9 protein-coding genes and 1 tRNA gene are annotated in these 15,986 nt (G+C 71.7%); all 10 read left to right on the plus strand.

Annotated elements, in window-relative coordinates; all coding sequences use genetic code 11:
• Positions 1–130 precede the first annotated feature (130 nt).
• The 10 genes from ACWC5O_RS27155 (at position 131) to ACWC5O_RS27200 (ending at position 15,913) form a co-directional block, all read left to right on the plus strand.
• Complete coding sequence (locus tag ACWC5O_RS27155) at positions 131–2,536, plus strand: sodium-translocating pyrophosphatase (RefSeq protein WP_450589683.1); 2,406 nt, start codon at positions 131–133, stop codon at positions 2,534–2,536.
• A gap of 211 nt (positions 2,537–2,747) precedes the next feature.
• Positions 2,748–3,353, plus strand: a complete 606-nt coding sequence (locus tag ACWC5O_RS27160) for a small secreted protein (protein WP_450589684.1) — start codon at positions 2,748–2,750, stop codon at positions 3,351–3,353.
• Between the two features lie 53 nt (positions 3,354–3,406).
• Complete coding sequence (locus ACWC5O_RS27165; RefSeq protein ID WP_450589685.1) at positions 3,407–4,948, plus strand: DUF7059 domain-containing protein; 1,542 nt, start codon at positions 3,407–3,409, stop codon at positions 4,946–4,948.
• 281 nt (positions 4,949–5,229) lie between these two features.
• The gene (locus ACWC5O_RS27170) at positions 5,230–5,427 is read left to right on the plus strand and encodes a hypothetical protein (protein ID WP_450589686.1); all 198 of its coding nucleotides are present in this window, start codon (positions 5,230–5,232) and stop codon (positions 5,425–5,427) included.
• A gap of 256 nt (positions 5,428–5,683) precedes the next feature.
• The gene (gene topA / locus ACWC5O_RS27175; protein WP_450589687.1) at positions 5,684–8,545 is read left to right on the plus strand and encodes a type I DNA topoisomerase; all 2,862 of its coding nucleotides are present in this window, start codon (positions 5,684–5,686) and stop codon (positions 8,543–8,545) included.
• Between the two features lie 107 nt (positions 8,546–8,652).
• Entirely contained in the window at positions 8,653–11,979 is a 3,327-nt protein-coding gene (gene tmk / locus ACWC5O_RS27180; RefSeq protein ID WP_450589688.1) for a dTMP kinase, read from the plus strand.
• Positions 11,980–12,104: 125 nt separating this feature from the next.
• Positions 12,105–13,310, plus strand: coding sequence for a DNA polymerase III subunit delta' (locus ACWC5O_RS27185; RefSeq protein WP_450589689.1), 1,206 nt, complete (start codon positions 12,105–12,107; stop codon positions 13,308–13,310).
• A 96-nt stretch (positions 13,311–13,406) separates the two neighbouring features.
• Positions 13,407–15,026 carry an alpha/beta hydrolase gene (locus tag ACWC5O_RS27190; protein ID WP_450589690.1) on the plus strand — a complete coding sequence of 540 codons (1,620 nt, stop codon included), beginning with the start codon at positions 13,407–13,409 and terminating at the stop codon, positions 15,024–15,026.
• Positions 15,027–15,135: 109 nt separating this feature from the next.
• Positions 15,136–15,212: transfer RNA gene (locus ACWC5O_RS27195), tRNA-Thr, on the plus strand.
• A gap of 272 nt (positions 15,213–15,484) precedes the next feature.
• Positions 15,485–15,913, plus strand: coding sequence for a VOC family protein (locus ACWC5O_RS27200; protein WP_450589691.1), 429 nt, complete (start codon positions 15,485–15,487; stop codon positions 15,911–15,913).
• Positions 15,914–15,986: the final 73 nt, after the last annotated feature.

Genomic DNA, 15,986 nt, shown 5'->3' on the forward strand with positions numbered 1-15,986 from the left:
GACGTGACCTCGATCATTTGCTGAAGAGCACGAGAAGGCCAATTCCGTTTACCGCGCCCTGTTTAGATCACGGTCGGGTACCTACAATCCGTCCACATCTTGAGCTCAGCCCAAGCGTCAAGGAGGACGAATGGCGGGGCTTTCTACCCCTCATCAGTTGGGTCGACCCACAACCTTCGCAGCAGCGGTCCTGACCGACGACAACCGGATCATCGTGGCGGTGATCGCGGCCGTCGCCCTGGCCGCGCTCGTGGTCGCGGGTGTCCTGGTGCGCCAGGTGCTGGCAGCGGGCGAGGGCACCGACAGCATGAAAAAGATCGCCGAGGCGGTCCAGGAGGGCGCCAAGGCGTATCTCGCCCGGCAGCTGCGCACGCTCGGCGTATTCGCCGTCGTCGTCTTCTTCCTGCTCATGCTGCTGCCCGCGGACGACTGGAATCAGCGCGCCGGCCGGTCGGTGTTCTTCCTGATCGGCGCGGCGTTCTCGGCGGCCACCGGCTATATCGGCATGTGGCTGGCCGTGCGCAGCAATGTGCGGGTCGCCGCGGCGGCCCGGGAAGCGACCCCGGGCCCGGGTGAACCGCAAAAGGATCTCACCACCGTTTCGCACACCGCGATGAAGATCGCATTTCGCACGGGCGGCGTCGTCGGCATGTTCACGGTGGGCCTCGGCCTGCTGGGCGCCTCCTGTGTGGTGCTGGTGTACGCGGCCGACGCGCCGAAGGTGCTCGAGGGCTTCGGCCTCGGCGCCGCCCTGATCGCCATGTTCATGCGTGTGGGCGGCGGCATCTTCACCAAGGCCGCCGACGTCGGCGCCGACCTGGTCGGCAAGGTCGAGCAGGGCATTCCGGAGGACGATCCGCGCAATGCCGCGACCATCGCCGACAACGTGGGCGACAACGTCGGCGACTGCGCCGGCATGGCGGCCGACCTGTTCGAGTCGTACGCCGTCACCCTGGTGGCCGCGCTGATCCTCGGCAAGGCCGCCTTCGGCGACTCCGGGCTCGCGTTCCCGCTGCTCGTGCCCGCCATCGGCGTGCTCACCGCCATGATCGGCATCTTCGCGGTCGCCCCGCGGCGCGCCGACCGCAGCGGTATGACGGCGATCAACCGCGGCTTCTTCATCTCCGCGGTGATCTCCCTCGCGCTGGTCGCGGTCGCGGTCTTCGTCTACCTGCCCGCGAAGTACTCCGACCTGAACGGCGTCACCGACGCGGCGATCAAGGGCAAGGAGGGCGACCCGCGCATCCTCGCGCTGGTCGCGGTCGCCATCGGTATCCTGCTCGCCGCCGTCATCCAGCAGCTGACCGGCTACTTCACCGAGACCAACCGCCGTCCGGTGCGGGACATCGGCAAGACCTCCCTCACGGGCCCGGCCACCGTCATCCTGGCCGGCATCTCGGTGGGCCTGGAATCGGCCGTCTACACCGCCCTGCTCATCGGGCTCGCCGTGTACGGCGCGTTCCTGCTCGGCGGCACGTCGATCATGCTGGCGCTGTTCGCGGTCGCGCTGGCCGGCACCGGTCTGCTCACCACGGTGGGCGTGATCGTCGCGATGGACACCTTCGGGCCGGTCTCCGACAACGCGCAGGGCATCGCCGAGATGTCCGGCGACGTCCAGGGCGCGGGCGCGCAGGTGCTCACCAACCTGGACGCGGTCGGCAACACCACCAAGGCCATCACCAAGGGCATCGCCATCGCCACCGCCGTCCTCGCGGCCTCGGCGCTCTTCGGGTCGTACCGGGACGCGATCACCACCAACGTGCAGGACGTCGGGGCGAAGCTCACCGGGCCGGGTGCGCCGCTGAGCCTGTCGCTGGACATCTCGCAGCCCAACAACCTGGTCGGCCTCATCGCGGGTGCCGCGGTCGTCTTCCTCTTCTCCGGACTCGCCATCAACGCCGTGTCACGCTCGGCGGGTTCGGTGGTGTTCGAGGTGCGGCGGCAGTTCCGCGAGCACCCCGGGATCATGGACTACACCGAGAAGCCCGAGTACGGGCGCGTCGTCGACATCTGCACCAAGGACGCCCTGCGGGAGCTGGCCACGCCGGGTCTGCTCGCCGTCATGGCGCCGATCTTCATCGGGTTCACCCTCGGCGTCGGCGCGCTCGGTTCGTACCTTGCGGGAGCGATCGGCGCGGGCACGTTGATGGCGGTGTTCCTCGCCAACTCCGGTGGCGCCTGGGACAACGCCAAGAAGCTGGTGGAGGACGGTCACCACGGCGGCAAGGGCAGTGAAGCCCACGCGGCCACGGTGATCGGCGACACGGTCGGCGACCCCTTCAAGGACACCGCGGGGCCGGCGATCAACCCGCTGCTGAAGGTCATGAACCTGGTCTCGCTGCTCATCGCGCCCGCGGTGATCAAGTTCTCCTACGGCAGCGACAAGAACATCGGTGTGCGCATCGCGATCGCGATCCTGGCGCTCGTGGTGATCGTCGTCTCGGTGTACGTCTCCAAGCGGCGCGGCATCGCCGTCGGCGACGACGACGGTGCCGAGCGGGTCTCCAACTCGGCTGATCCGGCTGTGGTTTCGTAGGCCGTCCGCATCAGGCCTGCACAACGGGCGGGCGGGTGGCGCGTGCTGACGCGCCGCCCGCCCGCTTCGTGTGTGGGCGCGCCCACGCCGTGAGCCTTCTCTCCCATGCGCAAAGAGTCACAAAAACTGACTAATAGGGCGTTCGGTGTGTGGATCACGTCGGTCCGCGTGTAGATTCCGGGGGCCGAGAGCCATGGAAGGGACCAATCCGGTGAACAAGAAGCTCGCGGCCGCACTGTCCGGCGGTGCGGTACTGGTAGTGGCGTTGTCGGGATGCAGCAGCAACAAGGACAGCGGACCCGACCCCAAGCTGGTGGCCTGGGCCAAGACGGTGTGCGACGCGGTACCCGCGCAGGACGCGAAGATCAGGGCGGCGAACGCGTCGATAGCCAAGATCGCCACGGACAGCAACCTGCCGCCGAAGACGGCCAAGGCGACGTACTCGCAGGCCTTCCAGGACATGGCCGACGGCTACAAGGCGCTCGCCGCCGCCATCAGCAGCGCCGGAGCGCCCCCCGGCATCGACGACGGCGCCAAGCGGCAGCAGGACGCCGCCAAGAACCTGAGCGGTCTCTCCTCCTCGTACGCCGGCCTGAAGAAGCAGGTCGACGACCTCGACACCAAGGACCAGGGCAAGTTCGCCCAGGGGCTGCACGACGTCGCCGACCAGACGAAGCGGATCGGCAAGCAGAGCAACAGCGGCACGGAGGCGCTGAAGCGGCTGGAGCAGGGCGACGTCCAGGCGGCCATCGCCAAGCAGCCCAGCTGCCAGGTCGCCGCGTCGGCGCCGGCGTCGACCTCGGCGACGACCGGCTGACATCGGCCCACGGCCCGCGCTGAGGCAGCCCCCGGCCGCCCCCGCGGGCCACAATGGGGGGCGTGACTGACTCCGGCCTCGCCCCCCTGCCCGCCACCGACCGGCCCGAGGTCGCCGCGCGTCTGCGCGACGCCCTGCTGGCCGCCTCCTTCACCGCCGACGGGCTGCTCGACCTGCTCGGTGCCCCCGCCTACGCGGCGCTGGCCCGCAGCGAGACCGTGCCCGCCCTGCGGGCCACCCGCGGCGACACGCCGCTGGAGACGCTCGTACGGCTCTTCCTGCTCCAGCAACCGGCGCCCCACGCGCGCGTGGCGGCCGTTCTGCCGGTCGAGGAGGCCCTGGAGAGCGGCTGGCTCACGCGCGTGGGCGGCGACGAGGTGGCCGCGACCGTGGACGTACGGCCCTACGGCGGGCCCGGCGGCGAGGACTGGTTCATCGTGTCCGACCTGGGCTGCGCGGTCGGCGGCGCGGGCGGCATCGTCCGGCGAGGCCGTGAGGCAGATGCAGCCGTCGTCCTCGGTGTCGGCGGCGCCTCCACGACCCTCGCCGGCATCACCGTCCGTACGCCCGTCGCCTCCGCGCTCGACCTCGGCACCGGCTCCGGCATCCAGGCGCTGCACGCCTCCCAGCACGCCACGCGCGTGACGGCCACCGACGTCAACCCGCGCGCGCTGCACATCACCGCGCTGACGCTGGCGCTCTCCGGGGCGCCCGCCGCCGACCTGCGCGAGGGCTCGCTGTTCGAGCCGGTCCGGGACGACGAGACCTTCGATCTGATCGTCTCCAACCCGCCGTTCGTGATCTCGCCGGGTGCCCGACTGACGTACCGCGACGGCGGGATGGGCGGGGACGATCTGTGCCGCTCGCTCGTTCAGCAGGCGGGGGAACGGCTGAACGAGGGCGGGTTCGCGCAGTTCCTCGCCAACTGGCAGCACGTCGCAGGGGAGGACTGGCAGGACAGACTCAAGTCATGGGTGCCGCGCGGGTGCGATGCCTGGATCGTGCAGCGCGAGGTGCAGGACATCACGCAGTACGCCGAGCTGTGGCTCAGGGACGCGGGCGACCACCGCGGTGACCCCGCGGAGTACCAGGCGCGGTACGACGCCTGGCTCGACGAGTTCGAGGCGCGCAAGGTCAAGGGGGTCGGCTTCGGCTGGATCACCCTGCGCAGGACCGGGGCCGCCGAGCCCTCGGTCACCGTGGAGGAGTGGCCGCACCCGGTCGAACAGCCGCTCGGGGAGGCGATCCGGGCGCACTTCGACCGCCTCGACTTCCTCCGGGAGTACGACGACGCGGCCTTGCTCGAAGGTCACTTCAGGCTGGCCGCCGAGGTGGTCCAGGAGCAGGTCGGACTGCCCGGCGCCGAGGACCCGGAGCACGTGGTGCTGCGCCAGCACCGCGGGATGCGCCGCGCCACGAAGGTGGACACGGTCGGCGCGGGCTTCGCGGGCGTGTGCGACGGCACGTTGAGCGCCGGCCGCATCCTGGACGCCATCGCCCAGCTCGTCGGCGAGGACCCGGTGCTGCTGCGCGACCGCACGCCGGCGCAGATCCGGCTGCTGGTGGAGCAGGGCTTCCTGGAACCGGTGGTGTGAGGCGGGGTACGGCGGCCGGGCCGGGTGCCGTAGTCCGGCTACCCGAGCCGTCGTACCCGCGTCCGGATCGGCGTCGTATGCCGGTGGCACGGGCGGGGACGCGCCGGTGCCGGTAAAACGGCCGGAAAATTACGGGTGCCCGGCCGGGGCTACCTCGTTCGGCTGTGTGTTCGAGGTCACGTCGACCTTCCGTTCACCCTGATGTCGCCCGCCCGTCTCCCGCGCGTGCCACCCTCCCCGCGCTGGGTAGGGGCGGACGGCACGGAAGGGGCGGGCGGGCCATGGAGAGCGGGCCGGCGATCTTCGCGGGAGTGGTGTTCGCCCTGTTCGGGGGCGCTCTGTTGGTGTGGACCGGGACTCGGGTGCGGCGTGGTGAACCCGTCGCCCAGGGTGTGAGCCAGGTCGCATCGGGAACCCTCGCAGGCGCCGCCGGAGTCATCGCGCTGGGCCTCGCCGCGTACTGCCTGACCCGCCTCTGACGTCGGCGGCCGTACTGCCGTACGAGTAATTGGAGCGTCACGCTCCGGACAGGGGGTGGCGGGTCGACGGACACTCCGGGCGGCAGGAATGCCGGTAGTCGGGTTACCGTTCGAGTGGCCGTTGTGGGCTTTTCCCGTTTGACACGGGGGCGGGATGTAGCGTCACACTCCGCAGCGTCACACGAGCCAGAAGCGCGCCGCGACCCCGGGACAAGGCCTGGGGAGGCCACAGCGTCGACCGGAGAGAAGAGCGAAGTTGTCCCCGACCAGCGAGACCGCACAGGGCGGCCGCCGACTCGTCATCGTCGAGTCGCCTGCCAAGGCGAAGACGATCAAGGGCTACCTGGGCCCCGGCTACGTAGTCGAAGCGAGCGTCGGGCACATCCGCGACCTTCCCAACGGTGCCGCGGAGGTGCCGGAGAAGTACACGGGCGAGGTCCGCCGCCTCGGCGTGGACGTCGAGCACGACTTCGAGCCGATCTATGTCGTCAACGCCGACAAGAAGGCCCAGGTCAAGAAGCTCAAGGACCTGCTGAAGGACTCCGACGAGCTCTTCCTCGCCACCGATGAGGACCGCGAGGGCGAGGCCATCGCGTGGCACCTCATGGAGGTCCTGAAGCCCAAGGTCCCGGTCAAGCGCATGGTGTTCCACGAGATCACCAAGGACGCGATCCGCGAGGCCGTCGCCAACCCGCGCGACCTCAACCAGCGCATGGTCGACGCCCAGGAGACCCGCCGCATCCTCGACCGCCTCTACGGCTACGAGGTCTCGCCGGTCCTGTGGAAGAAGGTCATGCCGCGCCTGTCGGCCGGCCGTGTCCAGTCGGTCGCGACCCGGCTCGTGGTGGAGCGGGAACGCGAGCGCATCGCGTTTCGTTCGGCTGAGTACTGGGACCTGACGGGCACCTTCGCGACCGGCCGCGCGGGGGATCCGTCGGACCCGTCGTCGCTGGTCGCCCGCCTGCAGACCGTCGACGGCAGGCGGGTCGCGCAGGGCCGCGACTTCGACTCCCTGGGACAGCTCAAGAGCGAGAACACCCTCCACCTCGACGAGGCGAACGCCCGCGCCCTCGCCGCCGCCCTGGAGAACACCCGCTTCTCCGTGCGCTCCGTCGAGTCCAAGCCGTACCGCCGCTCGCCGTACGCCCCGTTCCGTACGACGACGCTGCAGCAGGAGGCCAGCCGCAAGCTGGGCTTCGGCGCGAAGGCCACGATGCAGGTCGCGCAGAAGCTGTACGAGAACGGCTACATCACGTACATGCGTACGGACTCCACGACGCTGAGCGACACCGCGGTCGCGGCCGCCCGCGCCCAGGTCACGCAGCTGTACGGCGCCGACTACCTGCCCCCGCAGCCGCGCACCTACGCCGCCAAGGTCAAGAACGCCCAGGAGGCGCACGAGGCGATCCGCCCCTCGGGTGATCGTTTCCGCACCCCGGCGGAGACGGGCCTGACCGGCGACCAGTTCAAGCTCTACGAGCTGATCTGGAAGCGGACCGTCGCCTCCCAGATGAAGGACGCGACCGGGAACAGCGTGACCGTGAAGATCGGCGGCGTCGCCGCCGACGGCCGGACCGTCGAGTTCAGCGCCTCCGGCAAGACGATCACCTTCCACGGCTTCCTGAAGGCCTACGTCGAGGGCGCCGACGACCCGAACGCCGAGCTGGACGACCGCGAGCGCCGCCTGCCGCAGGTCGCCGAGGGCGACGGGCTGTCCGCCGAGGAGATCACGGTCGACGGCCACGCCACCAAGGCCCCGGCCCGCTACACCGAGGCCTCCCTGGTCAAGGAGCTGGAAGAGCGCGAGATCGGCCGCCCGTCGACGTACGCGTCGATCATCGGCACGATCCTCGACCGCGGCTACGTGTTCAAGAAGGGCACGGCCCTGGTGCCGTCCTTCCTGTCCTTCGCCGTGGTCAACCTCCTGGAGAAGCACTTCGGACGGCTCGTCGACTACGACTTCACCGCCAAGATGGAGGACGACCTCGACCGCATCGCCCGCGGCGAGGCCCAGGCCGTGCCGTGGCTGAAGCGCTTCTACTTCGGCGAGACCGCGTCCGACAGCGGCTTCGCCGCGGGGGGCGTCGGCGGTGCCGCCGACGCGGGCAACGGCGACGGGGACCACCTCGGCGGCCTCAAGGAGCTGGTGACCGACCTGGGCGCGATCGACGCGCGCGAGGTCTCCTCGTTCCCGGTGGGCAACGACATCGTGCTGCGCGTCGGCCGCTACGGCCCGTACATCGAGCGCGGCGAGAAGGACACCGAGCAGCACCAGCGCGCCGACATCCCGGACGACCTGGCGCCGGACGAGCTGACCGTCGAGCTGGCCGAGGAACTGCTGGCCAAGCCGAGCGGCGACTTCGAGCTGGGCGCCCACCCGGAGACCGGGAACATGATCGTCGCCAAGGACGGCCGCTACGGCCCGTACGTCACGGAGATCCTCCCCGAGGGCACCCCGAAGACCGGCAAGAACGCGGTCAAGCCGCGCACCGCCTCCCTCTTCAAGTCCATGTCGCTGGACACGGTGACCCTCGAGGACGCCCTGAACCTGATGTCGCTGCCGCGGGTCGTCGGCACCGACGCCGACGGCGTGGAGATCACCGCGCAGAACGGCCGCTACGGCCCGTACCTGAAGAAGGGCACGGACTCGCGCTCGTTGCAGTCCGAGGACCAGATCTTCGCGATCACGCTGGAGGAGGCGCAGGCGATCTACGCCCAGCCGAAGCAGCGGGGCCGCGCGGCCGCCAAGCCGCCGCTGAAGGAGCTGGGCGAGGACCCGGTCTCCGGCAAGCCGGTCGTGGTCAAGGACGGCCGCTTCGGTCCGTACGTCACCGACGGCGAGACCAACGCGACCCTGCGCTCCGGCGACAGTGTGGAAACGATCACTCCGGAGCGCGGCTTCGAGCTGCTCGCCGAGAAGCGGGCGAAGGGGCCCGCCAAGAAGACGGCGAAGAAGGCCACGGCCAAGAAGGCCGCTCCGGCGAAGAAGACCGCCACCGCCGCGAAGAAGACGGCCGCGAAGAAGACGACCGCGGCCGCGAAGAAGACCACGGCGAAGAAGACGACGGCCAAGAAGGCGACGGCTTCGAAGGCGACCGCCTCCGGCGCGGAGGACTGACGCTCCGGCTTCGCGAAACGAACGCCCCGGCATCACTTTGGTGTCGGGGCGCGCGCACGCTCGGACGGCCTGGGTGTGCTGTCGGTGGCTGCCGATAGGCTGAACGCATGACGCGAGCCGAGCAGCCAACGGCCCCCACCACCGAACCGGACGACGCCCTCGTCGCGGACTCCCGCGAGCGCGCCGTCCGCTCCCTGCTGCGCCGACCGGAGCTGCGGCGCCTGTGGAGCGCGCAGCTCGTGAGCGGTGTCGGCGACACCCTCGCACTGCTTGTGCTGGTCCTTCTCGTCCTCCAGGCGGCCATCGTCGAGGGCTCCTTCGGCGGCGGCTACCGAGGCGTGGCGTTCGCAGTGGCGACCGTCTTCGCGGCGCGCATCCTCGCCGCGCTGCTCTTCGGCGCGGTGCTGCTCGGCCCGCTGACCACGCTCACCTCGCAGGAGGGCCCGCTCGACCGCCGCTGGACCATGGCCGGCGCCGACGGCGTGCGGGCCGCGCTGCTGATCGTCGCGCCCTTGTGGATCGACTGGACCCCGGACAACGCACTCGCGGTCCTGCTGGTCACCGCCTTCGTGACCGGCGTCGCCGAGCGGCTGTGGACGGTGTGCCGGGAGAGCGCGGCCCCCGCCCTGCTGCCCGCCCCGCCCCCGGAGGGGGCGACGGTACGGCCGCTGCCGGACCACCTCGACGCCCTGCGCCGCCTCGCGCTGCGCACCAGCTTCCTGGCGGTCCCGCTGGCCGCCGCCGCCCTGGTCGTCGCCGCCCTGCTGAACAACCTGCTCGGCACCGTCGTGGCCTGGTTCGACCAGCACCAGGCGGCCCTCGGGTCGTACGTGGCGGCGGGACTGTTCGCCGCGTCCCTGTCCGTGGTCACCTTCCTGGAGCTGCCCGGCACGCGCACCCCCCGCCCGCGCTCCCCGCTGGAGGGCCTGCGCCGGCCGCGCACCGGCACGGGCGTCGACAAGGGCCGTACGGGCGCCATCCCGCTGCTCGTCCCGGCCTGTGCCGCGGTGGCCGGAGCCATCGCCGCCGCGGTCGCGGTGTGCGTGCTGCACGCCAAGGACATGGGCGGCGGCCCGGTCCTGTACGGCCTGCTGGTGCTGGGCCTGACCGGCGGTGTCGCCGTCGGCATCCGTACGGCGTCCTCGGTGCTGCCCTCGCTCTCGCGCCGTCGGCTCCTGGCCCTCGCGATCGCCTTCACCGGCATCGCCCTGCTGGCCGCCGGGCTCGTCCCGGACGTCACCACCGTGCTGCTGATCGTCACGCTGGCCGGCCTCGCCGCGGGCGTGGCCGCGAACACCGGGCACGCCCTGCTCGACCAGGAGACCGAGGAGTACCGCAGGGCCCGCACCACCGAGCACCTGCACGCGGTCGTACGGGTCTTCATAGCGCTCGGCGCCCTGATCGCCCCCCTGGTCGCGGCGCTGATCGGCCCGCACCGGCTGGAGAACGGCAGGTTCGTCTTCGCGCACGGCGGTGCCGCCTTCACGCTGATGCTGGTCGGCGCGCTGCTGCTGCCGGTGGCCGCGCTGGTGCTCGCCAAGGTCGACGACCGCTCCGGCGTCCCGCTGCGCCAGGACCTCAAGGACGCGCTGCTCGGCGGCGACGACCCCGTCCAGGCCCCGGCGGCGAACGGCTTCTTCATCGCCCTGGAGGGCGGCGACGGCGCCGGCAAGTCCACCCAGGCCGAGGCGCTCGCGGAGTGGATCCGCGCCAAGGGCCACGAGGTCGTCCTCACCCGCGAGCCGGGTGCCACCCCGGTGGGCAAGCGGCTGCGCTCGATCCTGCTGGACGTGTCCTCGGCGGGCCTGTCGCACCGCGCGGAAGCGCTGTTGTACGCCGCCGACCGGGCCGAGCACGTCGACACCGTCGTACGGCCCGCCCTGGAGCGCGGCGCCGTCGTCATCTCGGACCGGTACATCGACTCGTCCGTGGCCTACCAGGGCGCGGGCCGCGACCTGTCCCCGACCGAGATCGCCCGCATCAACCGCTGGGCGACCGACGGGCTCGTCCCGCACCTCACCGTTCTGCTGGACGTCTCGCCGGAGGCCGCCCGCGAGCGGTTCACCGAGGCGCCCGACCGGCTGGAGTCGGAGCCCGCCGAGTTCCACGCGCGCGTGCGGGCCGGTTTCCTCACGCTCGCCGCCTCCGACCCGGGCCGCTACCTGATCGTGGACGCCGCGCAGGAGCCCGAGGCCGTCACCACCGTGATCCGGCACCGGCTCGACACGGTGCTGCCGCTGTCCGAGGCCGAGATCAAGGCTCAGGAGGAGGCGCGGAAGAAGGCCGAGGAGGAGGCGCGCCGCAAGGCCGAGGAAGAGGCCGCGCGCAAGGCCGAGGAGGAGCGCCTGGAGCGCGAGCGCCAGGAGCAGCTCGCCAAGCTGCGCGCCGAAGAGGAGGAGCGCAAGCGCCGCGAGCTGGAGGAGGCGCAGCGCCGCGAGGCCGAACGGCAGGCGGAGGAGGCCCGGCAGCGGGCCGAGGAGGCGCGGCGCCGGGCGGAGGAGGAGCGACAGCGGCTCCTCGCCGAGGAGAAGGCCCGCGCCGAGGAGGAGGCCCGCCGCAGGGCCGAGGAGGAGCGGCGGCGCAAGCAGGCCGAGGAGGAGGCCCGGCTGCGCGCCGAGGAAGAGGCCCGGCAGGCCCGGCTGCGCGCCGAGGAGGAAGCGCGTCGCCTGGAGAAGCAGCGCAAGGCCGAGGAGGCCCTGCTGCGCGCCGAGGAGGCCCGTCGCCAGGCGGCCGAGGCCGCGGCTGCGGCCGACGCGGCGGCCCTCAAGCCCGCCACTCCGCAGTCGGCGGTGCCGGGCATGACCCCGGATGCGGCGACCGTGCCGACGCCGGTGATCTCGCCGGGCGCGGACGAGACGACGGTGCTGCGGCCGGTGCGCGAGAAGCGAGCCGGAGATGCCCGCAAGGGCGGGGCCGGCCCCGACTCCGAGGTGACGGCCGAGCTGCCGCAGCCGCCGGCTGCGTCTGCGGCCGCCGACGAGACGGCGGTGCTGCCGCCGGTGATTCCGGGTGCGGCGGACGAGACGGCCGTACTGCCGCCCGTGTCCGCGGACGAGAAGGCCGTACCGCCGTCCGCCTCCGCCGACGAGACCGCCGTACTGCCGCCGGTGACCACTGGCGCCGCGGACGAGACTGCCGTACTGCCGCCCGTGCGGGGCGACGCCCCGGCGGACCGGATGCCGCCCGGCTTCTTCCGGGACGAGCGGCCGGGCGCGGGCCCCGACGGCTCCGAGGGCCGTACGCGCGAGATGCCGCAGGTCGACGCCGACGGCACGCCGCGCCGCCGGCCCCGCCCGGACTGGGCCGAGGAGACCCCGCTGGACGACCTGCCGTCCCTGGCGGACGAACTGCTGGGGTCGTACGACGAGCAGGAGCACGGGGAGCCCGGCGCGGAGCAGGGCCGCCGGGGCCGGGGTCGCGGTCGCCGCGACTGAGCGAGGACAGCGGGCGGCGCCCGTCGGAGCATTCAGGTGCACCGACGGGCGCCGCCGTCGTTGTCAGTGCCCACCCGCACAATGGATGGCGGAACGCGAAGTGTGACGGAAGGGCGGCGTGACCCATGACCGTGTGGGACGACCTCGTCGGGCAGGAGAAGGTGAGCGCGGTGCTCGACGCCGCAGCCCGGGACGCCGACGCCCTGGTCACGGCCGCCGCGGCGGCCGAGCCGCCGCCGGAGGCGTCGAAGATGACCCACGCCTGGCTGTTCACGGGCCCGCCCGGAGCGGGCCGGAACCAGACGGCGCGGGCCTTCGCCGCGGCCCTGCAGTGCGTGAGCCCCGACCGCGCCCTCGGCGGATCACCCGGCTGCGGCTTCTGCGACGGCTGCCACACCGCGCTGCTCGGCACCCACGCGGACGTCACCACGGTCGCCGCCGTGGGCTCGGAGATCCTGGTGAAGGACATGCGGGACACGGTCCGCAAGTCGTTCACCGCCCCGGCCAACGGCCGCTGGCAGATCATTCTGGTCGAGGACGCCGAGCGGCTGAACGAGAAGTCGGCCAACGCCGTCCTCAAGGCCGTCGAGGAGCCCGCTCCGCGGACGGTCTGGCTGCTGTGCGCCCCCTCGATCGAGGACGTCCTGCCCACGATCCGCTCCCGCTGCCGCCACCTGAACCTGCGGACGCCCTCGGTCGACGCGGTCGCCGACATGCTCGTCCGCCGTGACGGCATCGAACCCGAGGTCGCCGTGGCCGCCGCCCGCGCCACCCAGGGTCACGTCGACCGGGCCCGCCGGCTGGCCACCGACCCGGCGGCCCGCGAGCACCGCGCCGCCGTGCTCAGGCTCCCGCTGCGCCTGGACGAGGTGGGCGCCTGCCTCAAAGCGGCCCAGGAGCTGGTCGACGCGGCCGCCGAGGACGCCAAGCAGCTCGCCGAGGAGATGGACGGCAAGGAGACCGAGGAGCTGAAGGCGGCGCTCGGCGCGGTCCAGGGCGGCCGGCTGCCGCGCGGCACGGCGGGCGTGATGAAGGACCTCGAGGACATGCAGAAGCGCCGCAGAACCCGCACGCAGCGCGACAGCCTGGACGTGGCCCTCGGCGACCTCACCGGCTTCTACCGCGACGTCCTCGCCCTCCAGCTCGGCTCACGGGTCGCCATCGCCAACGGCGACACCGAGGACGCCCTGGAGCGGCTGGCCCGCGGCAGCACCCCGGAGGCCACGCTGCGCCGCATCGAGGCGATCGCCGCCTGCCGCGAGGCCCTGGACCGCAACGTGGCTCCGCTGCTGGCGGTGGAGGCGATGACGATGGCACTGCGGGCGGGGTGAGCCGGGCGTACGGTGGTTGACGGACCGCGTCCCCCGTACGAGGCCACAGTCCGAACGCACCGCACCCATCTCGTTGCTCAGCGTTACGCTCGTCCGATGCACACCTGGCCCTCCCCCCGCCGGAAGCACGCCACCCGGACCCGAAACCGGACCCGCCGGGCGACCGCGTGCGTCTCGGGCAGCCTGCTCGCGGTCGCCGCGCTGCTCGTGTCCGCCTGTTCCTCCGGCAGCTCGACCACGTCGTCCGGCGGTGCGGCGGAGGCGGCGCTGGCCGCACTGCCGCGGTCCACCCCGGCGGCGCTGTCGTCGTACTACACCCAGCACCTGCATTGGCGCAGCTGCGGTGCCCCCGGCTTCCAGTGCGCCACGATGGTGGCCCCGCTCGACTACGCCAAGCCCGGCTCGGGTGACATCCGGCTCGCCGTCGCCCGCAAGAAGGCCACCGGCAAGGACCGGCCGCTCGGCTCGCTGCTGGTCAACCCGGGCGGCCCGGGCGGCTCCGCGATCGACTACCTCCAGCAGTACGCGGGCATCGGCTATCCCGCCGAGATCCGCGCCCGCTACGACATGGTCGCGATGGACCCACGGGGCGTCGCCCGCAGCGAGCCCGTCGAATGCCTCGACGGGCGCCGGATGGACACCTACACGCAGACGGACAACACGCCCAACGGCCAGCGGGAGACGAACGCGCTGGTCAGCGAGTACCGGACGTTCGCCGACAGCTGCGGGGCGCACTCGGCCAAGCTGCTGCGGCACGTGTCCACCGTCGAGGCGGCGCGGGACATGGACATTCTGCGGGCGGTGCTCGGAGACCCCAGGCTGAACTACGTGGGGGCGTCGTACGGCACCTTCCTCGGGGCGACGTACGCCGGACTGTTCCCGGACCGGGTGGGCCGCCTGGTGCTGGACGGGGCGATGGACCCCTCCCTGGACGCCCGGAAGCTCAACCTGGACCAGACGGCCGGCTTCGAGACGGCGTTCCAGGCGTTCGCGAAGGACTGTGTACGGCAGCCCGACTGCCCGCTCGGCGGCAGGGGCACGACACCCGCCCAGGTCGGCGACCACCTCACGGCCTTCTTCCGCAAGCTGGACGCCCACCCCATCCCGGCGGACGACGCGAATCACCGCATGCTCGGCGAGTCGCTGGCCACCACCGGGGTGATCGCGGCGATGTACGACGAGGGGACCTGGGAGCAGCTGCGTGAAGCGCTGACCTCGGCGATGCAGAAGAACGACGGCGCCAGCCTGCTCGCCCTCTCCGACAGCTATTACGAACGCGACGCGAACGGCCACTACAGCAACCTGATGATGGCCAACGCCGCCGTGAACTGCCTCGACCTGCCGCCCGCCTTCACCGGCCCCGGGCAGGTGGAGAAGGCTGTCCCGCAGTTCGAGAAGGCGTCCCCGGTCTTCGGTGAGAGCCTGGCCTGGGCCTCGCTGAACTGCGCGTACTGGCCGGTGAAGGCCGCGGGCGAGCCGCACCGCATCGAGGCGAAGGGCGCGGCACCCATCGTCGTGGTCGGCACCACCCGCGACCCGGCGACCCCCTACCCCTGGGCCCGGTCCCTCTCCCGTCAGCTCTCCTCGGGCCGCCTGCTGACCTACGTCGGCGACGGCCACACCGCCTACGGCCGCGGCAGCTCCTGCATCGACTCGGCGATCGACACCTACCTCCTCCGCGGCACCCCGCCGACCCCCGGAAAGCGCTGCTCATAGCCCCTCCAGCCCGCCCCGGAGGCCCGCGCTCCGGGGCGTGTACGAAGCACCCCGGGAAACTGTGTAGACTTACCGACGTTGCTGATCGCACCATAAGTGCGGACGGCGCGCCGCTTTAGCTCAGATGGCCAGAGCAACGCACTCGTAATGCGTAGGTCTCGGGTTCGAATCCCGAAAGCGGCTCCACTGGAATCCCAGGTCGGATCTTCTCTGACCTGGGGTTTTCTGTTGCTCGGGGCATGGCGCAGCACGCGGCCGGGGTGCCGTGGGACGGCTTGCGCGAGCGATGCGTGAGCGGAGGGGGCGCGGCCCTGCTTCTTGGGCTTCTTCGGCGACCAGCCGCCAGCAGACGTACATGAACTCGATTGGACCCAGCGGCTCGCAAGGACCATCCGTCCCTCAACATGCGGATTCCTACCGGGAGATGAGCAAGGGAGTCCCCTTGTTATGGTGCGCCTGTGTCATCGATCAAGCAGTTCCAGGTCACCTTCGACTGCGCAGAACCTGAGCGCGTCGCTCGCTTTTGGTGCGAAGTGTTGGGGTACGTCGTACCCCCGCCACCGGAGGGGTTCGCCACTTGGGACGATTTCGACCGCTCCCGGTCTCCTGAGGATCAGGGTTCATGGTTCGCCTGCAGTGATCCCTCAGGTGTGGGCCCGCGACTGTTCTTCCAGCGCGTTCCCGAAGGCAAGGTCGTCAAGAATCGGGTGCATCTTTGCGTGCGGGTCGGCACCGGACTCGTGGGTGAAGAGCGCCTGGCCGCGCTCGAAGCCGAGTGCGCACGACTGGTCCCGCTCGGCGCGGTACGCGTGCGCCTGCTGTATGACGGCAACGATTCGTGCATCGTGATGCAGGACATCGAGGGCAACGAGTTTTGTCTCGACTGAGCATCCTTCGAGCCGGCGAGGGGGGGAGCCGTCTTCCTCGGGCCTCTCTTCCTGCCGCCGGTGTGGCGGCTGC

The sequence above is a fragment of the Streptomyces sp. NPDC001450 genome, assembly GCF_053597295.1.